Source organism: Paraburkholderia sp. WC7.3g (assembly GCF_050436345.1).
In the GTDB taxonomy this organism is placed as follows: Bacteria; Pseudomonadota; Gammaproteobacteria; order Burkholderiales; family Burkholderiaceae; genus Paraburkholderia; species Paraburkholderia podalyriae.
The window spans coordinates 4,137,373-4,156,533 of record NZ_JBNDMA010000002.1; the positions used below are offsets into that span (position 1 = coordinate 4,137,373).

General features: G+C 65.9%; 17 protein-coding genes. 4 read left to right on the plus strand and 13 right to left on the minus strand.

Annotation, left to right across the window (positions count from 1 at the left end; genetic code table 11):
* Positions 1-1,182: 1,182 nt before the first annotated feature.
* On the minus strand, positions 1,183-3,522 hold the full coding sequence (locus OKW43_RS30690) for an NADP-dependent malic enzyme (RefSeq protein ID WP_187636685.1): 2,340 nt from the start codon (positions 3,520-3,522) through the stop codon (positions 1,183-1,185).
* A gap of 140 nt (positions 3,523-3,662) precedes the next feature.
* Here OKW43_RS30690 and thiL point away from each other — a divergent pair, with 140 nt between their 5' ends.
* From thiL to OKW43_RS30710, 4 genes are all read left to right on the plus strand, one after another.
* Entirely contained in the window at positions 3,663-4,664 is a 1,002-nt protein-coding gene (gene thiL, locus OKW43_RS30695) for a thiamine-phosphate kinase (protein ID WP_429451554.1), read from the plus strand.
* Positions 4,654-5,229 (plus strand): phosphatidylglycerophosphatase A family protein, encoded by a 576-nt coding sequence (locus OKW43_RS30700; protein ID WP_429451557.1) that lies wholly within the window; start codon positions 4,654-4,656, stop codon positions 5,227-5,229. The genes thiL and OKW43_RS30700 overlap by 11 nt, the downstream gene beginning before the upstream one ends.
* A 107-nt stretch (positions 5,230-5,336) precedes the next feature.
* Positions 5,337-5,837, plus strand: a complete 501-nt coding sequence (locus OKW43_RS30705) for a CinA family protein (protein WP_429451560.1) — start codon at positions 5,337-5,339, stop codon at positions 5,835-5,837.
* Between the two features lie 30 nt (positions 5,838-5,867).
* The gene (locus tag OKW43_RS30710; protein ID WP_429451562.1) at positions 5,868-6,398 is read left to right on the plus strand and encodes a cupin domain-containing protein; all 531 of its coding nucleotides are present in this window, start codon (positions 5,868-5,870) and stop codon (positions 6,396-6,398) included.
* A 51-nt stretch (positions 6,399-6,449) separates the two neighbouring features.
* Here OKW43_RS30710 and pyrF read toward each other — a convergent pair whose 3' ends face one another.
* From pyrF to mtgA, 12 genes are all read right to left on the minus strand, one after another.
* Positions 6,450-7,265, minus strand: coding sequence for an orotidine-5'-phosphate decarboxylase (pyrF, locus tag OKW43_RS30715; protein WP_187636690.1), 816 nt, complete (start codon positions 7,263-7,265; stop codon positions 6,450-6,452).
* Positions 7,266-7,411: 146 nt separating this feature from the next.
* Positions 7,412-8,473 (minus strand): aldose 1-epimerase, encoded by a 1,062-nt coding sequence (locus OKW43_RS30720; protein WP_429451565.1) that lies wholly within the window; start codon positions 8,471-8,473, stop codon positions 7,412-7,414.
* Positions 8,474-8,693: 220 nt separating this feature from the next.
* On the minus strand, positions 8,694-9,635 hold the full coding sequence (locus OKW43_RS30725) for an SMP-30/gluconolactonase/LRE family protein (RefSeq protein ID WP_429451567.1): 942 nt from the start codon (positions 9,633-9,635) through the stop codon (positions 8,694-8,696).
* Entirely contained in the window at positions 9,632-10,432 is an 801-nt protein-coding gene (locus OKW43_RS30730) for an SDR family NAD(P)-dependent oxidoreductase (protein WP_187636693.1), read from the minus strand. The genes OKW43_RS30725 and OKW43_RS30730 overlap by 4 nt, the downstream gene beginning before the upstream one ends.
* Before the next feature lie 42 nt (positions 10,433-10,474).
* Positions 10,475-11,491, minus strand: a complete 1,017-nt coding sequence (araH, locus tag OKW43_RS30735) for an L-arabinose ABC transporter permease AraH (protein ID WP_187636694.1) — start codon at positions 11,489-11,491, stop codon at positions 10,475-10,477.
* A 54-nt stretch (positions 11,492-11,545) separates the two neighbouring features.
* Positions 11,546-13,120 carry an L-arabinose ABC transporter ATP-binding protein AraG gene (gene araG, locus OKW43_RS30740; RefSeq protein ID WP_429451571.1) on the minus strand — a complete coding sequence of 525 codons (1,575 nt, stop codon included), beginning with the start codon at positions 13,118-13,120 and terminating at the stop codon, positions 11,546-11,548.
* A 152-nt stretch (positions 13,121-13,272) separates the two neighbouring features.
* On the minus strand, positions 13,273-14,271 hold the full coding sequence (locus tag OKW43_RS30745) for an arabinose ABC transporter substrate-binding protein (RefSeq protein WP_027198868.1): 999 nt from the start codon (positions 14,269-14,271) through the stop codon (positions 13,273-13,275).
* 120 nt (positions 14,272-14,391) lie between these two features.
* Complete coding sequence (locus tag OKW43_RS30750; protein WP_187636697.1) at positions 14,392-15,180, minus strand: SDR family oxidoreductase; 789 nt, start codon at positions 15,178-15,180, stop codon at positions 14,392-14,394.
* A complete protein-coding gene (locus tag OKW43_RS30755; protein WP_429451575.1) occupies positions 15,177-15,857 on the minus strand; it encodes a 2-dehydro-3-deoxy-6-phosphogalactonate aldolase in 681 nt (226 codons plus the stop codon). The genes OKW43_RS30750 and OKW43_RS30755 overlap by 4 nt, the downstream gene beginning before the upstream one ends.
* 45 nt (positions 15,858-15,902) lie before the next feature.
* Positions 15,903-17,018, minus strand: a complete 1,116-nt coding sequence (locus OKW43_RS30760) for a 2-dehydro-3-deoxygalactonokinase (protein ID WP_429451577.1) — start codon at positions 17,016-17,018, stop codon at positions 15,903-15,905.
* A complete protein-coding gene (locus OKW43_RS30765; RefSeq protein ID WP_187636700.1) occupies positions 17,015-18,043 on the minus strand; it encodes an IclR family transcriptional regulator in 1,029 nt (342 codons plus the stop codon). Before OKW43_RS30765 ends, OKW43_RS30760 begins: the two co-directional genes overlap by 4 nt.
* Positions 18,044-18,402: 359 nt before the next feature.
* Entirely contained in the window at positions 18,403-19,137 is a 735-nt protein-coding gene (gene mtgA / locus OKW43_RS30770; RefSeq protein WP_187636701.1) for a monofunctional biosynthetic peptidoglycan transglycosylase, read from the minus strand.
* Positions 19,138-19,161 lie beyond the last annotated feature (24 nt).

Here is a 19,161-nt window from a genome sequence, read left to right on the forward strand (position 1 = left end):
GGTTCGCCTGCCAACCTTACTGCGCTGGCAACCATACAGGCTTACCACGTTCCCGGCATGTCACACGACTGACTTAGGTCCCACCTATCCCCCGGCGATCTATTGACGACGTAACCCGAACTTTCAGCGGGTTATCCGACCGCATACCATTTTGGTTAGTGCCCAGCAGCGTTTGGCACTGTCCTTATCACGAGGTTTATCAGTGATTCACATACGTTGACCATATCAGTCAGCCTAGCTCCGAATCCCCTGCTGCTGAGGATTACCAGACGAATGCCTCGCAGCACTCATCTGCCCGATACTTCCGAGGGCTTCATTGTCAGAGGAGCTTCAGACCCCACCGTTGCCAGTGACGCCTGTCCTCCTAGGCTACTGCTAGTCGCATAGCAGGTTCTCTGTCTCGACGATCCGCTGTCGAGATCGAACAATGACACACCGAGCTTCATTCGTAGTCCGAGATGGCGCGACCCAACCCCCTCACAGGGTTAGGTAATTGCAAACGACACTCCGCCTGATCAGCGGAGATGAGGCCGCTGACAGGGCGGGACCCGAAGGTTATTCGGGCCAATGCAATGTGTTGACGCACGGGAGAACCCCGTGACATCTCCACCTATAGCAAGTGTGTGAACCACACCCGCTGCACAACAAAACAGCAGATACCGTCCCGGGGGTCCCCACAAACGTCAGCGCTGTGGGTCGATGGGCTCCGCTGGGTCGTGTCGCAAAAGACAGCTTCGTCTGTTGCGGCCACTAGTCGATGTCCCTTAACGATGGACTCTCGGACACGAGGGTGCGTGTCGCACGAAAGTCGTAAGGGTATCGCTAATAGCCTTTGGAATCAACGTTCGACGGACCGACGACACCCGCCGCGCGCCGCGGAGAAGCCGGTGGTCGGGACTTTGACGACTTTTGACAGTATGTTTAGCTCGATCGGGCTAAACTGAGCTCAGCCGTGACCGAACACAGCGCGCAGGCGGTGCAAGCGGCCGCTGGCCGAGGCGTTCGATTCCGGTTGTTAGAGCCTGGAACTACTCAGCCGAAAGGCTGTGTCATTGCCATTTTTCGGGGTGGCGATCCCCAGCTTGCCCCGAGGGCGTGCCGATTGCGGGCACGCCCTTTTTTTCAGGGCACGTCGGTTGGAGAACCGGCGCCGGGCCTGTCGCGGCCCGTAGCAATATGCAGTTAGCGGGTTGCGCTGACGTCCGCAACCAGCAGCGCGGCCATGTTGACGATCCGGCGCACCGTCGCCGACGGCGTCAGCACGTGCACCGGCTGGGCCGCGCCGAGCAGGATCGGGCCGATCGCGATGTTGTTGCCGGCCGCCGTCTTCAGCAGGTTGTACGAGATGTTGGCCGCGTCGATGTTCGGCAGCACCAGCAGGTTCGCGTCGCCTTCGAGCGTCGAATCAGGCAGCACCTCGCGGCGCAGGTTGGCGTCGAGCGCGACATCGCCGTGCATTTCGCCGTCAACTTGCAGCTCCGGTGCACGTTCGCGCAGGATCTCCAGCGTATCGCGCATTTTCTGCGCGGTCGGCGCATTGCTCGAACCGAAGTTCGAATGCGACACGAGCGCAACCTTCGGCTCGATACCGAAACGGCGCACTTCCTCGGCCGCCATGATCGTGATCTCGGCCAGCTCGGCCGGCGTCGGATCGACGTTCACGTGCGTATCGACGAGGAAAATCTGCCGATTCGGCAGCACCAGTCCATTCATCGCCGCGTAGACCTTCGCGCCCGGCTTCTTGCCGATCACCTGGTCGATGAAGTGCAGGTGGCGGTGCGTCGTGCTGACCGTACCGCAGATCATGCCGTCCGCCTCCCCCTTTTTGACCATCATGGAGCCGATGAGCGTGGTGCGGCGGCGCATCTCGAGCTTGGCCATCTGCGTGGTGATGCCCTTGCGCGACATCATCTTCGCGTATTCCTGCCAGAACTCGCGATAACGTTCGTCATGATCGGTATTGACGACCGTGTAGTCCTGCCCCGCGACGAGCCGCAGGCCATAACGCGCGATACGCTGCTCGATCACCGCTGGCCGGCCGATCAGGATCGGCTTGGCGAGCTTTTCGTCGACGACGATCTGGATTGCGCGCAGCACACGTTCTTCTTCGCCTTCCGCGAACACGATGCGCTTCTTTTCCGGCTCGACGCTGCGCGCGAGCTGGAAAATCGGCTTCATCGTCGTGCCGCTGTGGTAGACGAACTGCTGCAGATGCTGCGCGTACGCGTCCATGTCCTCGATCGGACGCTCGGCGACGCCGCAGTCCATCGCGGCCTTCGCCACTGCGGGCGCGACCTTGACGATCAGACGCGGATCGAAGGGCTTGGGAATCAGGTATTCCGGTCCGAACGACAGATCCTGGATGCCGTACGCGGTTGCGACGATATCGCTCTGCTCCTGGCGCGCCAGTTCGGCGATCGCGTTGACCGCGGCGATTTCCATCTCGCGCGTGACCGTCGTCGCGCCGGCGTCGAGCGCGCCGCGGAACAGGAACGGGAACACGAGTACGTTGTTCACCTGGTTCGGGTAGTCGGTGCGGCCCGTGCATAACACCGCGTCCGGACGCACTTCGAGCGCGAGTTCCGGCAGGATTTCCGGCGTCGGATTCGCGAGCGCGAGAATCAGCGGCTTGGCGGCCATCTGCCTGACCATGTCCTGCTTGAGCACGCCACCAGCCGACAGGCCGAGGAAAATGTCCGCGCCGTTGATCACCTCGGCGAGCGAGCGCGCGTCGGTTTCCTGCGCAAAACGCTCCTTGACCGGGTCCATCAGTTCGGTGCGGCCCTTGTAGACCACGCCCGCGAGGTCGGTCACCGTGATGTTTTCGAGCGGCAGGCCGATGTCGACGAGCAGGTCCAGACATGCGAGCGCCGCCGCGCCCGCGCCGGAGGAGACCAGCTTGACTTCCTTGATGTCCTTGCCGACGACCTTCAGGCCGTTGGTGACCGCGGCCGCGACGACGATGGCAGTGCCGTGCTGGTCGTCGTGGAAGACCGGAATCTTCATGCGCTTGCGGCATTCGCGTTCGACGATGAAGCAGTCCGGCGCCTTGATGTCTTCGAGGTTGATGCCGCCGAAGGTCGGCTCGAGCGCGGCGATGACCTCAACCAGCTTGTGCGGATCGGTTTCATTTATCTCGATATCGAACACGTCGATGCCGGCGAACTTCTTGAACAGCACGGCCTTGCCTTCCATGACCGGCTTCGACGCGAGCGGCCCGATGTTGCCGAGACCCAGCACCGCGGTGCCGTTCGTGACGACGCCGACCAGGTTGCTGCGCGCGGTGAAGCGCGCGGCGTTCAGCGGGCTCTCGACGATTTCCTCGCACGCGAACGCGACACCCGGCGAATAAGCCAGCGCGAGGTCGCGCTGGTTGAGCATCTGCTTGGTCGGGGCAATCGCGATCTTGCCGGGAGTCGGGAACTCGTGGTAATCGAGAGCGGCTTCGCGGAGTTTGGTATTGACGGGATTCGACATAAGGCGGGCTTCGCAGTGCAGATTAGAATAGACGTTCGACGGCATTGTAGCCCCAATTGCCTACGCAATTCCTTCAATACGGGTACAACAGCCGCGACTGAAACAGCGTGAAAGCGCGTTGCGCCCCGCGCTCGATCAACCCGCTCCGCGCTACTCGTACCCTCGTTCTTCGCTCATCGTCCGCCATGCTTTCTGAGTTTTCGCTGATCGACCGCTTCTTCGCCCGCCGCGCCGCCGCCGCGCGGCCATCCCGTGCTGAAGACGGCACGCTCGGCATCGGCGACGATTGCGCGTTACTGGCACCGCCTGCCGGCGAGATGCTGGCGATATCGACGGACATGCTCGTCGCAGGGCGTCATTTCTTCGCGGATATCGATCCCGAAGCGCTCGGCCACAAGGCGCTCGCCGTCAATCTGTCGGATCTCGCCGCGATGGGCGCGCAGCCGCAAGCGTTCACACTCGCCTTTTCGCTGCCAAAAGCCGACGAAGCCTGGCTTTCGGGCTTCAGCGAAGGCCTGTTCGCGTTGGCCGAGCGTTACGGTTGCGAGTTGATCGGCGGCGATACGACGGGCGGGCCCCTGAATCTGTGCATTACGGTATTCGGCAGCGTGCCGCCGCAAACGGCGTTGCGGCGTGATGCCGCTCAACCCGGCGACGACATCTGGGTCTCCGGCACGCTAGGCGACGCGCGCGCCGGCCTCGGCGTGCGACGCGGCGAATGGTCCGCCAACGCGAGCGACACCGCGACGTTGCGCCAGGCGCTCGAACGCCCCGAGCCGCGCATCGCGCTCGGCCTCGCGCTGCGCGGCATCGCACATGCGGCGCTCGATGTGTCGGACGGGCTTGCCGGCGATCTGCTGCATATCCTCGAGCGCTCGTCGGTGGGCGCGAGCGTCGACGTCGATGCGGTGCCGCGCTCGGCCGCGCTACGCCGCCTCGCGCCCGACGTACAGCAGCGCTGCACGCTCGCGGGCGGCGACGACTACGAGCTGTGCTTCACCGCGCCCGCCGCCGCCCGCGCCGCGGTCGAGGACGCCGCGCAGAAGGCGTCCGTGCCGGTCACACGCATCGGTACAATAAGCGCACTGGAGGCGGCCACCGACCGCCCGGCCATCGCGTGGCACAACGCCACCGGCGCGCCGCTCACTGTGACGTTCCAAGGTTTCGATCACTTTCATGCAGAATGACCCTTCGCTCGGTCCCGCCGACGACTTCCTCGGCGGCGAGCCACCTCAGGCGCCTGGACCGCGCGCGCCGAAGCCTGTTCAGCCGCGCCGCGCGACCGCGCGCTTCATGCTGTCGCACCCGGTCCATATCCTGTCGCTAGGCTTTGGCAGCGGCCTGTCGCCCGTCGCGCCGGGCACGCTCGGCACGCTGTTCGCGTGGGCCTCGTTCGCGGTGCTGAGCCGCTATCTAACGGTCATCGAGTGGGGCGCGCTGATCGCCGTCGGCTTTCTCGGTGGCATCGCGCTGTGCGGCTTTACCGCGAAGCGGCTCGGCGTCGAGGATCCGTCGACGGTCGTGTGGGACGAAATCGTCGCGTTCTGGCTCGTGCTGCTGATGGTCACGCCTGCCACGCTCACCGGCCAGGTGTGGGCGTTCGTGATCTTCCGCTTCTTCGACATGGTGAAGCCACCACCGATCGGCTACTTCGACCGCCGGCTGAAAGGTGGTTTCGGCATCATGTTCGATGACCTGGTCGCCGCATTCTTTACGTTGCTCGTGATTGCGCTGTGGCGGATGTCGGTTTGAGCACTGCCTGATCACCTTCGAGTGCGTTCGACTCTTTTCGGTCGCCGCCCACCCTTGCCGCTCGCCGCGCCTTACGGCCGGCTTCGTTTTCCGGATTCACTGACGCCATGCCCACCGATTCCGTCGTTCATCAGCTCGCCGTCCGTGTGAGCAACCGTCTGCGCGAGGAGCGCCTGATGCTCGTGACCGCCGAGTCCTGCACGGGCGGCATGGTCGCGACCGCAATCACCGACATCTCCGGCAGCAGCGGCTGGTTCGAGCGCGGCTTCGTCACGTATTCGAATCAGGCGAAGAGCGAAATGATCGGTGTGCCGGCCGACCTGATCGAAAAGCACGGCGCGGTCAGCGAACCGGTCGCACGCGCGATGGCCGAAGGCGCGCTGCGCAACAGCCGCGCGCAGGTGTCGCTGTCGGTCACCGGCGTCGCCGGACCCGGCGGCGGCACGGAAACCAAGCCGGTCGGCATGGTGTCGTTCGGCTGGAGCAACCGGCTGCATACGTCGACGGAAACGAAGAATTTCAGGGGCGACCGCGAGCAGATCCGCGTGCAGGCCGCGGCGCACGCGCTGCGCGGCCTGCTGGCACTGCTCGACGAGCGCGAGCATTGAGCGGCGCTGACCATCACTGAAGAGGCGGCTATGCCGGAACCGCGCGCGATTGCAGATGAACTGATCCGCCGCTTCGATCTGAAGCCACACCCTGAAGGCGGCTTTTTCGCGGAGACCTACCGGTCGGCCGCTCGCGTGCTGCGCGTCGGCGAACCGCGCGAGGCTGACGACACGCGCGCCGCATCGACCGCGATCTACTACCTGCTGTGCGACGGCGCGCATTCGGCTTGGCATCGGATCCGTTCCGACGAAGTGTGGCATTTCTACGCTGGCGAGCCGCTGCTGGTCCACGTGCTGGATGAAAGCGCTGTCGGCGGTGCGCTCGTCACGCACCGGCTCGGCAATCCGCTCACGCATCCCGATACGGTGTGTCAGGCAGTCGTGCCGGCCGGCTTGTGGTTCGCGGCAGAGTGCGCCGATCCGGCGTCGTTTGCGCTGGTCGGCTGCACGGTCGCGCCTGGCTTCGAATTCAGCGAGTTCGAGCTCGCGGATGTGGACGCGCTGAAGGCGCGGCATCCGCGCCATGCGAGGTTGATCGGGCGGCTGCGAGCGGCGGATTGACGCGCCGGGCCGCCCGTCCCGGGATCGCCCGCCGCGGGATCGCCCGGCGGTTCAACGAAACGCGTTGATCCGGTCGCGCGTATCCTTTGCGGCCTGCGCGGCCGCTTGCGCGAAATCGTCGCCCTTGCCTGCGTAGATGATCGCACGCGACGAATTGATCAGCATGCCGGTGCCGTTCGCGATCCGGCCGGCGCTCACGGTGGCCTGCACGTCGCCGCCTTGCGCGCCGATGCCCGGAATCAGCAGCGGCATGTCGCCGACGATCCCGCGCACCACTTCGATTTCCTTCGGAAACGTCGCGCCGACCACGAGCCCGAGCTGGCCGCTCGCATTCCACTTCTGCGCGGCCAATTGCGCGACGACCTGGTACAACGGCCGGCCCCCCGTCTCGAGGAATTGCAGGTCGGAACCGCCCGCGTTCGACGTGCGGCACAACACGATCACGCCCTTGCCTGCGTATTCGAGATACGGCTCGATCGAATCGAAACCCATGTACGGATTGACCGTTACCGCGTCGGCCTGGTAGCGCTCGAACGCCTCGCGTGCGTACTGCTCTGCCGTGCTGCCGATATCGCCGCGCTTCGCGTCGAGAATCACTGGCAGGCCCGGATGGTTCGCATGAATGTGAGCGATCAGCTGCTCGAGCTGGTCCTCCGCGCGATGCGCGGCGAAGTAGGCGATCTGCGGCTTGAACGACGATGCATACGGCGCGGTCGCATCGGCTATCGTGCGGCAAAAATCGAAGATCGCGTCGGCGCGACCCGCGAGCGCGCCCGGGAATCGGCTGGGCTCGGGATCGAGGCCAACGCACAGCAGCGAGTTCGTGCGCTGCCAGGCGTCGTTGAGTGTCTGGATGAAATGGGACATGGTGAGTCTCGCGGCGAGCCGGTAATCGGAGGAGGCGCGTATTTTACCTGTCCCGCGATCGCCGTCCGTCGATCGCGGCCCGCTCGGTCCCGCGCCGCATTTGCGGTAGCCGCGCCCAGCGCCCGTACCGCTGGCGGCGGCTTCGGCTACTGTCTGCGCCGCGCGCCACGCCCGCCCGGCATCGAGCGCAACCCGGTACGCTCGACCGTAAAACGGAACGTACGCGTCAACCGTTCGCCGCGCTTGAGCAGGGTCATGCCGTTTTGGCTCGCGCCACCGGCGAGGTTCATCGCGTTGATCGGATGGTCGACCGGCTCGAAACAGAAGAAGTCTTCGCCGGGCGGCGTGTACAGCACGTAATAGTCGGTGTCGGCGGCGATGTTCAGCGACAGCCGGCGCTTCGGCCACACCACGGCCGCCTGGCCGCTCCAGCCGGTGAACGCGTGATTGACGATCGTCTCCGGCAGCGGATATGCGACGCCGAACTGCCACGCGGGCGGCGCCTGCACATGGCGCACCGGCAGCCAGTCGTCGCCCGACAGCCACAGGCCGCCGGCCGCCGCCGACAGCTCGGTGTCCGCGTCGCGCACGAAGAACGGATGCACGCCGAGTCCGAACGGCAGCGTCTCGCGGCCAGCGTTTTCGATGTCGAGCGCGACGACGAGCGACGGGCCGTCGAGCGTGTAGGTTTGCGTCGCGCGGAACGCGTACGGCTTGCCGTCGTGGCGATCGAGCGCGAGCCGCACGTGCTCGCGCTCCGCTTCGAGCACCTGCCATTGCGCGAGCCAGCCGTCGCCGTGAATCGGTAGCGGCTCGTCGGCGCGGTTGCGCGGCACCTCGACGCGCCGCCCGGCCACGCTGAAATGGCCGCCGCCGATGCGATTCGAGTACGGCAGCAGCGGATAGCAGGCGAGCTGGTTCGGTTGCGTGTCGACACCGACGTGGCGGCAACGCCGGAAGATCGGTGTCAGCGCGCCGTCGTCGCGCCAGTCGAAGCGGGTCACGCCACCGCCGAGCGTCGGCGCGACATCGAGACGCAATTGCGAGTTGGCGAGCGTGATGCACGCGACATCGCCGGCGCTGCCTTCGCCGAGGGCCACCGCCGACGTGCTCGGGCCCGCCAGCACGGGGCTGGCCGCCGCGGCAAGTCGCGAGCGTCGCGTTTGAGAGGTTGTGGATGAGGCTGAAACGAGATTCGCAACAGTCATATCTAGCTCCATCGAGAGGCGTGGGACGTTGCCGTCAGGATTGACGGGTGTGGCGGGCGATAGTTTCTGACGAATTCGCCTCGAGTCCGAACTGCATGCTGCCGATACGTTGCCGGCCGGTCGCGTGCGTGTCGCTCGCAGACCGAAACTGCCACATCGACTTTTGCTTCACCTTCAGGATCGCGGCCCCGGCGCGCGGCCGGGGCTGCGCCATTCTGCGCTACAGCGGCGCGCCCTGGAACAGCGGCTCGGCCACACCGCGCCGCGCGAGCGTCGCAACGAACACGTCGCCCGCGAGCGTATCGGCCGCGCGGGCCGTCGCATCGAGCTCGGCGTAGGCGCTCGTGATGTACAGCGTGTCGAGCGGCGTTTCGGCCTGGGCGCTGCCCGCGGCCGGGCCGAAAGCCGCAGCGCCGATCGCGACGCAGCTCGGCTGCGTGGTCGGCACGTCGATGCGTTCGGTTTCCACGCCATCGGGACCGTAGCGCACCACGCGCGCGCCGCCCCACTGCGCGTTCCACAGGCCGCCGTCGCTGTCGACGGTCGAGCCGTCGGGGATGCCGTTCGCATCGCTCAGGCGAGTGAACAGGCGATCGTTCGCGATGCCGCCGTCCGCGCGATAGTCGCACGCGCGGATTTCACGCGTCGGCGAATCGCAGTAATACATCGTCGCGCCGTCGGGACTGAATGCGATGCTGTTCGAAATCGCCGGTGCTGGCAACGGCAAACGTTCGAGCGACAGATCGTGATTCAACCGATAAAAGCCGGCGACCGCCTGCAGCTTCCCGCTCTCGTCCTTGGTGCCGAACACGAAGCGCCCTTGCCGATCGCAGCGGCCATCGTTCACGCGCGTGTTGATGCCGGGCTCGACTTCGACGATCCGCCGCGTACTGCCGGTCTGCAGATCGAAAAACGCGAGATGCGACGCGAGCCCAACCAGCACGTAGCGCGGATTCGCGCACAGCGCGAAGGTGGCGAGCCGCTCGGGCATGTCGAACGAATCGCTGCGGCCGTCGGCCGGATCGTAGCGCCACAGCCGTGCGCCTTCGATGTCGGTCCAGTAGAAGCGGCCGCTCTTCGCGCACCACGTCGCGCCTTCGCCGAGTTCGCATTGCGCGTCGAGCAGCAGCGTGGCCCGCTGTACGCGCGGCTTGGCGCTCACGCCCAGCCTCCGTCGACGACGATGTCCTGCGCGGTGATCATGCGGCTGTCGTCGGCGGCGAGAAAGAGCGCCATGCGCGCGAGGTCCGCCGGCATCAGCTCGGCGTCGATGCACTGGCCTTCCTTGATCTGGCGGCGGCCGGTATCGTCGAGCCACAGGCGCAACTGCTTGTCGGTCATCACCCAGCCCGGCACCAGCGTGTTGACGCGGATATTGAAGTGGCCCAGGTCGCGCGCGAGCCCGCGCGTGAGCCCCTGCACCGCGGACTTCGACAGCACGTACACCGGATAGCCGCCGTTCTTCAGCATCCAGCTGATCGAGCCGAGGTTGATGATCGAGCCGCTGCGCGCGGCCTTCATGTCCTCCATCACGGCCTGCGCCGCGAAGAACTGATGGCGGATGTTGACCGCGATGCCCGCGTCGAACGACTCGCGCGTCACGTCGCCGATCTGATGGCGCTTGTCGTTCGCCGCGTTGTTGATCAGCACCTGGATTGGACCGAGCGCGGACTTCACGTCGGCGATCGCTTTTTGCAGCGCGTCGATGTTGGTCAGATCGCAGGCGAGAAAGAGCGGTTTGTGCTTCGAATCGCCGAGCTGGTCGGCGAGGGCTTCGCCCGCGCTCGCGTCGATATCGAAGAACGCGACGCGCGCGCCCTGCGCCGCGAAGTGCTCGACGAACGATGCGCCGATGCCGGTCGCGCCGCCCGTGATCAGCACCGTACGGTCGACGAGGCTCGGATAGCGCGCGTACGCGGTGTCAGCGAGACTGGCGTTTGCATTGGCCGGAGACGACATCGTTCGATTCCTTTATGTGCTTGGGGATAAGGTGAAAGCGACTCAATCGCGCGACCCGCGGTTCTTCAACTGGTCGAGCAACACGGCCGCGAGCAGGATCGCGCCGCGCACCAGGTACTGGTAGAACGCGTCGATGTTCAAGAGGTTCATAACGTTCTCGACCGTGCCCATGATCAGCACCCCGATCACGACGCCGGAGATCGTCGCGCGGCCGCCCAGCAGCGACACGCCGCCGAGCACGCACGCGGAGATCACGTTCAGCTCGAAGCCTTCGGCGGCGTTCGGCTGACCCGACGTGATACGCGACGCGAGGATCACGCCGGCGAGCGCGGTGACGGCGCCCTGGATCAGGAAGATGAAGACGCGCGTGCGCTCCACATTGATACCGGCGAGCCGCGATGCTTCCGGATTACCGCCGATCGCTAGCGTATTGCGGCCGTACACGGTCTGGTTCAGCATCACGCCGAACAGGATGAAGCAGATCAGCGTGACCCAGATCGGCAGCGACACGCCGAAGAACGTCAGGCCGCCGAGCGCAATGAACGTATCCGACGACACGCCGACCGCCTGCCCATGCGACACGATGAAGCCGAGGCCACGGACGATTTCCATCGTCGCGAGTGTCGTGATCAGCGCGTTGATGCGCAGATAAGCGATCACCGCGCCGTTGACGAAGCCGATCACCGCGCCCGCCGCGACCGCCGCGACGATCGCGATCAGCGTGCTGTTCGTCGCGTTGAGCACCATCGCGCACAGCACGCCGGCGAACGCGACGGTCGAGCCGACCGACAGGTCGAAGTCGCGCGACGCGAGACAGAACATCATCGTGCACGCGACCATGCCGATCTGCGAGATCGACAGCGCGAGGCCGAGCATGTTCTCGATCGAGAAGAAATGATCGACGGTCAGCGACATCGTGACGAACATCAGGATGAAGATCACGATCAGGCTGTATTCGGTGATCTGCTGCCACCATTTGGCCTTGTCGCTGGTCTGCGGAATCAGCGCGTCGGCCGCGCTCTTGGCGGTCTGCTGCGCGAGGTTTTCTCTGGCTTGCATGTTCAACACTCCTCCCCGTTCCCCACGGGTTGCGGACTCACGTCCGGATCAGGTTCAGGCCGCGCGCGACGCGCTCTGGTTGGCGGCGTCGGCATTCCCATTTGCGTTCGGGTTTGCGTTATCAGGCAGCGCGGTCGAGCTTTGCGGCAGCGCGAGGCTCAGCACCGACTGCTCGGTCGCGTCCTTGCGCGCGAGCTCGCCGGAAATGCGGCCCTGGCGCATCACGACGATCCGGTCGGACACGCCGAGCACTTCGGGCAATTCCGACGAAATCATCACGATCGCGCAGCCGCGCTCCGCAAGCTGATAGATGACGTTATAGATCTCATGCTTCGCGCCGACGTCGATGCCGCGTGTCGGCTCGTCGAGAATCACGACTTTCAGATCGGGCTCGGCGAGCCAGCGTGACAGAATCGCCTTCTGCTGGTTGCCGCCCGACAGGAAGCGGATCTTCTGCCGGCGATGCGGGGTCTTGATCTTCAGCAGCTTGATGAAACGGTCGGCCGTCTGCGCCTCCTTCTTGCGATCGAGAAACACGCCCGCGCGCAGATAGTGACGGCGGCAGCTGATGTTGATGTTCTCCGCGACGCTCGCCATCGCGACGATGCCCTCTTCCTTGCGATCCTCGGGGCACAGCACGATGCCGTGTTTGATCGCCTCGCCCGCGCTGCGCACCTTGATCGGCTTGCCGTCGAGCGTGAGTTCGCCGCACTTTTTATGCTCGGCGCCGTACACCAGATGCATCAGTTCGCTGCGGCCCGCGCCAACGAGTCCGAAGAAGCCGACGATCTCGCCGCGCCGCACCTCGAAGCTCGCCGGCTGGGCGAGCGGATGACCTTCGATCGCCTTCGCCGCGAAGCGCACTTCACCGAGCGGCCGCGCCGAATAGCTGTAGATATCCGAAATTTCGCGCCCGACCATCTCGCTGACGATCGTGTCGCGCGACACGCCTTCGAGCGTGGGATGCGACGCAACCTTGCGACCGTCACGGAAGATCGTGCACGCGTCGCACAGCTGGTAGATCTCGTCCATGCGGTGCGAGATGTAGATCATCGCGCGGTTGTCGGCGCGTAAATCGCGCACCAGCTTGAACAGCACCTCGGTCTCGCGATGCGACAGCGAGCTGGTCGGCTCGTCGAGTGCGATCACGCGCGCGTTGCGCATCAGCGCCTTGCAGATTTCGACCATCTGCCGCTGCGCGATCGACAGCTTGCGCAGCTTCGCGTTCGGATCGAGCGCGACGCCCATCGCTTCGAGCCGTTCGCGCACGAAGCGCTTCGCCTCGCGCTTGTTGACCCAGCCGAGCGCATTGGGCAACTGGCCGAGCAGCAGATTCTCCGCGACCGTGAGGTCGGGCACGTACTGCAGTTCCTGGTGAATCACCGCGATGCCGGCATTGATCGACGCGGCCGCGCTCGGAAAGCGCACCTCTTTGCCGTCGATCATCATGTGGCCCGAATCGGGCTGATACTCGCCGCCGAGAATTTTCAGCAGCGTCGATTTCCCGGCGCCGTTTTCGCCCATCAGGCCGTGCACCTGGCCGACGTTGACGTCGAAGGACACACCGTCGAGCGCACGCACGCCTGGAAAAACCTTGCCGATATTGTCAAAACGTAGCGTCACTGACACTTCGCCTCCTTCTTCATGTTGACCGTACGCGTATCGCGCGCGATCCGTCTGGCTACCGCAGATCTTCTGTCGCCGCCGACGCGCCGTCTCCTGCGATAGGCAGGGAAAGCGACGCGCCGGCGGTGTACTTCATACCACCGCAAGTCTTGCGACTACTTCGACGCGAGGCCCATCTTCTCGCGCACTTCGCCGACGTTGTCGCGCGTCGCCAGCATGCCGGTCGTCAGCGTCAACAGCGGCGGTTCCTTGCCTTGCGTGATCCACGCGTACATCAGTTCCGACGTTTCTTCGCCGTGGCGCTTCGGGCTGATGATCACGGTGCCGTAGAAGCCCGTCGGCTGCGGCTTCTTGAACTCGTTCATCGCGGACTCCGAACCGCCGATGCCGATGCCGATCATGTTGTCGGCCTTGAAGCCACGGCCTTCCGCTGCGCGCACCGCGCCGAGCACGCCTTCGTCGTTCAGCGCGTAAGCGACCCAGTGCTTGAACTGCGGGTTCTTCGTCAGCGCGATGTTGGCGGCGTTGAACGCGTTTTCCGTGTCGGTCTTCGCCTGCGGCGCGGTAATAATGTTCGCTTTCGGGAAGCCCGCTGCGACCAGCGCGTCGGTTGCGCCGGTGGTGCGGTCATGCGCGGTCGGCAACTGCTCGTAGGTCACGTCGATCGCGCCGACGTCCTTCATGTCCCAGCCGCGTTTCTTGATTTCAGCCGCGATGCCGTCGCCGACCTGCTTGCCGATGTTATACGCCGAGATGCCCATGTGCGGCACCGCTTCGATCGGCTTGCCCGCGCCGTCGACGAGGCGGTCGTCGACCGTCATCATCTTCAGCCCGTCAGCCTTCGCCTTCGCGACGATGCCCGGCCCGAGCTTGACGTCGGGCGTGCAGATCACGAAGCCCTGCGCCTTCTGCGCGGCGAGGTTATCGATTGCGCTCATCACCTTCTCGCCCGACGGCGCGCCGATCTTCACGAGCGTGAAGCCCTTCTGCTTGGCCGCCATCTCGGCGAACTTCCATTCGTCCTGGAACCACGGCTCTTCCGGCTGCTTCACGAGGAAGCCGATCTTGACCGAATCGGCGGCCTGTACGACCGGTGCGTTGAAGAGCACACCCGCCGCCGCCGCTGCCAGCGTGAGGAAAATTCTGCGTTTCATAATACGTGTCTCCTGACTAATTGATAACGAGAAGGTAATCGGCCGCGTCTTCTTGTACCGGTATGACACACGCGGCCAGCGCGTCGTCCGGTGTTCTGTGCGTCTCCTGGCGACGCGAATTCAGTCGTGGTAAAGCACCGAGCGCCCGCCATCGACGGTGATGCAGCTCGCGTTGATGAACGGCGCTTCGTCCGACGCGAGGAACACCGCGGTCATCGCCACCTCCTCCGGGCGGCCGATGCGCTTCATCGGCTGCAGATCGAGCGTCGCCTGCTTCGCGGCGGCCGGATCGGGCTGCTCGTTCCACCAGTCGTGCGTCAGCTGCGTCTCGATGTAGCCCGGGGCGATCGCGTTCACGCGCACGTTGCGCGGCGCGTACTCGATGCCGAGCGCGCGCGTCAGGCCAATCACGCCGTGCTTCGCGACCGGGTACGGAAAGCAGCCCGGAATGATCTTGAACGCGTGCGTCGACGCGATGTTCACGATGCTGCCCGCGCCGCGCTCGACCATGCCCGGCAGCACCGCGCGACAGCCGTTCCACACGCCGTCGAGATCGACCGCGAAGCAGCGCCGCCAGTCGGCGTCGGTCATCGTCAGCGGATCGCAGAACACGTTGATGCCCGCGTTGTTGACGAGGATGTCGAGCGCGCCGAATGCGCGTTGCCCTTCGCCGACCGCATGCTGCACCGACGCGGGTTGCGTCACGTCGGTCTGCACCGCGAGCACGCGCGCGCCGGCGCCGGTGCCAACTTCTGACTCGATCTGCGCGGCCGTGCGCTGCGCCAGCTCGAGGTCGAGTTCCGCCAGCACGACCGCCGCGCCCTCGCGCGCGAACGCCAGCGCGATCGCCGCGCCGATGCCGCGCCCAGCGCCCGTCACGAGAGCGGCTTTGCCGGCGAGCCGGTTCATTTCTTCGCGCCCGCGCGGGCGACCCGCAAACCGTTGATGAACGCCTTCGCATGCGACGCGGTCACCGCCGCGCTCTGGCCCGGCTTGTACAGCGCCGAGCCGAGGCCGAAACCGTTCGCGCCGGCGCTGAGGAACGGCCCCATGTTGTCCGGCGTGATGCCGCCGACCGGCACGAGCGGCACCTGCGCGGCGATTACCGCGCGCCACGCTTTGACGACCTGGCAGCCGAGTTGCTCGGCAGGGAACATCTTCAGCACATCCGCGCCGTTCTTCAGCGCGATGAACGCTTCGGTCGGCGTCGCGACGCCGGGCGCGCAGGCAAGGCCCCGCGCCTTCGCGGCGATGACGACTTCGGGATCGCTGTGCGGCATCACGATGAGCTCGCCGCCCGCCGACTTCACGTCGTCGACGAACAGCGGATGCAACACCGTGCCCGCGCCGACGATCGCGTCGGCAGGCAGCACCTTGCGGATCGCCGAGATGCTGTCGAACGGCTGCGGCGAATTGAGCGGCACTTCGACGATGCGGAACCCCGCTTCGTACAGGGCCTGGCCGTGATCGGCCGCATCGGCGGGCGTGACGCCGCGCATAATCGCAATCAGCGGGCAGGCTTCGAACGCGGCGATCAGACCCGCGTGCGGCATATACGGTGCGGGCAGATTGATGTGTGGTTGCATGTCGGTTCCTTGTTTCGTGAGCGTCGTGAGGGGCTCCGCCGCCGGTCAGCCGGCGCGCGCAGCCTGGGCGGATGGCCGCACGAGCCCCGCTTCGACGGCGACGCGCCACAGGCCGCGCTCGGTCGCGTGCCTGACCGGCTCCGCGCGCAGACAGCCGAATTGCGCGAGCGCGAGGCGGTAGCGCTCGCACAGCGCATCGTTGCCGATCAGCCGCAGACTCTGCTGCGCGAGCGAGCTGCCTTGCTGCGCGAGTACCGCTTCCAGGCCGGCGAGTTCGTGTCCGATCAACAGGCCCGACAGATAGTCGGGCTGCGCCTCGCTCGACAGCTCGCCGGTCAAGCCCAGCGTGCGCGTGCTGAATACGGTCGCGAGCACGCCTGCCTGGCCGTTCTCGCGCGCGATGTTCACGCCGCGCAGAAATGCCCCGGTATCCGGACGATCCGGCGTGACCATCGTGCGCCCGAGAATCGTGTGCTCGCGCAGCGCGGCGAACACCTCGCCGGTCATGAACGTATGAAAACGCTCGATGCGCTCTGCCTGCACGACCGCCCATTTCGCATGCGTGCCGGGCAAGCCGATCAGTGAGCGGGCGTTGCTGTCGACGGAGTTCGCGCCTGCGGCGCCATTCGCGTCCGCGCCGAGCGCGCCGAAAATCTGGGTCTCCTCGCCGCGCATCACGTTGGGCAGCTCGCCGCGCTGCAGTACGCCCGGCACGATGTGCAGCGTCGCGCCGCTCGCGGTCTGCACGCGGACGATACCGGCCACCAGTGCATCGGCGTTCGCGGGTGTATCGATATACGGCGCTTCGAGCCAGCCCTGCGCGCTGCCGACCATCCCCGCTGCAATCACCGGCACGCCGCGCGCGTGTTCGAGCCATGCGCCGCAGGCGTCGTCGAACGCGGCGTCGAAGCCGCCGTCGGCCGCGCTACGCGGCAAATTCATGATGCCGGCCGGCGATGCGCGCGTCGCCAACACGCGACCGTGCGCGTCGAACAGATAGGCGCGCAGCGACGTCGTGCCCCAGTCGAGCGCGATCAGCGCGGCGTGCGTGAAATCGACGGCGGCGCTATCGACGGCATCGACCGCGTCCGGCTTCACGCCCGTGTCGGGCGCGGCGGCCGCCTGGTGGTTCGCCAGCGTGGCGGTGCCCGCTTGTTTCATCGCTTGATCCTGCGCGTGGCCGGTTGCGGTGCGCGCCAACCGAGTTCTTCCGATATTGCGCGCGCCTCGCGCTGCACGACCGGAATCAGCTCGTCCATCCGTTCGAGCGGCATATAGGGAATCGTGCTCGCCACCGACAGCGCCGCGACGATCGCGCCCGACGCGTCGCGCACCGGCGCCGCGACGCAGCGGATCGCCGCTTCGTTCTCCTCGAGGTCGAACGTGTAGCCGCCGGCCGCGTAGCTGGTCATGCGCTGCAGGAAGGTCGGCGCGTCGGGGCGGTTGTCCGGCTTGAAGCTGACGCCCGCGAGCGCGCGGCGCGACGCGTCGAACAGCGACTGCCACGCGTCCGGCGCGAGGTCGAGCATCATCGCCTTGCCGATGCCGGTCGACGCGAGCGGCATCCGATGGCCGACGCGCGAGCGCATTTCGAGGCCGCGGGTGCCGGGGATCTTGTCGATGTACAGCACGTCGTCGCCGTCGCGCACGCCGAGGTGGATCGTGTCGAGCGTCTGCTCGGCGAGCGACTCCAGGTGCGGACGCGCGACCGCCGTCAGCGGCATCTGTTCGAGCGCGATCGTGCCGAGCTCGATCAGCTTCGGCCCGAGCAGATAGCCGCCCTGCACCTGGCGCAGATAGCGCGCCTGCACGAGGCTGCTGACGAGCCGGTGCGTGGTGCTGCGGGTCGTGCCGAGCGCGGCGCCGAAGCTGCGCAGATCGCGCACGCCGGCCGCGGCCGCCTCGAGAATCGCGAGGCCGCGCAGCAGCGTCTGCGTGCCGGCCTGCTGCGGCGTGATTTCCAGCAGCGTGACCGGCAGCCCGAGTCCGTCGACGGTCGCCGCGCGCGCCACCGGGCGCGACGCCCTCGCGGTAGCGGACGCACTGGCGGCGACATTGGCGGTGACGGCAGAAGCCTCGCGCGGCGCGGAATTGGGCGCGGGATTCGGCGCGCTGTTCGGCCTGCCGTTCGACCCCTGCGCGGCCTCGGCCGCGCTGGCGGCGTGAGTGGGCATCGCTTTGTTCATGGCGATTCGCTTTCGGATGGTTTCTGCGCTTAGCGCGCGGGGCCGGAGAACAGGGCGGGAATGCGTGCGGCGCCGCGCTCGCGCGGCTGCTGTGGTTGGCTGCCAGACATGGTCGGTCTCGTCTCCGTTTTTTTCTGTCGCGGTTCGGTGTATCGGCGCGCTGGCGCGGCGACTCGCGATGCATGTTGGTTTGGATTGTAGGGCGACTTTTGAGAATCACCAATATGTGAATGTTGAGTCCAGATAATGAGATTTTAGTGGTGATCGAGTGTTTAGCGAACCGTCGCGTCCCTCTCTGCGGACGCAAAAAAGCCCGCGCGAGGCGGGCTTCGGAGCAGGCCAACTTCATCGAGGCTCGTTCAATCCGGCAATTCGGCCGCGCCCATACGCCGCGCGATCACCCGCGCGCGTTGCGCGAGATACGCCGAATTCCTGTGTTCATCGAAATATTTGGGGCGCGGCAACATCACGGCGAGCCGCGCCGACTGCGCGGCCGTGAGCTTGCTCGCCGACGTCTTGAAGTAGTACTGCGCGGCCGCTTCGGCGCCGTACACGCCGTTGCCCCATTCGACCGAGTTCAGATAGATCTCGAAGATGCGCTGCTTGTCCATCAGGGTTTCGAGCATCCACGTGATGATCAGCTCCTGGCCTTTGCGGATATAGCTTTTCTCGCGCGACAGGAACAGGTTGCGCGCAAGCTGCTGCGAGATCGTCGAGCCGCCGCGCACGATCCGGCCCTGCGCCTTGTTGCGCTCCCATGCCTGCAGGATCGCGTCGGTTTCGTAGCCTTTGTTGTTGACGAAGTTGGCGTCCTCGGACGCGATGATCGCGCGCTTCAGATTGCGCGAGATCTGGTCGTAACGCATCCACGTGCGCTGCACCGACAGATCCGGCCGGTCCTGCGACAGACGCCACGCGTCCGAGCGCATGAACGCGGTCGAGCGCGGATTGACGACGTTCCAGATCGCGATCTGCGCGAAGTAGTACGCCTGCGTCGCGAGCCAGGCGATGACCACGACCGCGATCAGCCAGGCGAGCCAGCGCAGCGGGCCGGCCTGGCCGCGCGAACCGCTAGCGCGCCGCGTCGCTGTCATGGTACGTGCTGTCCGCGCGCTGGC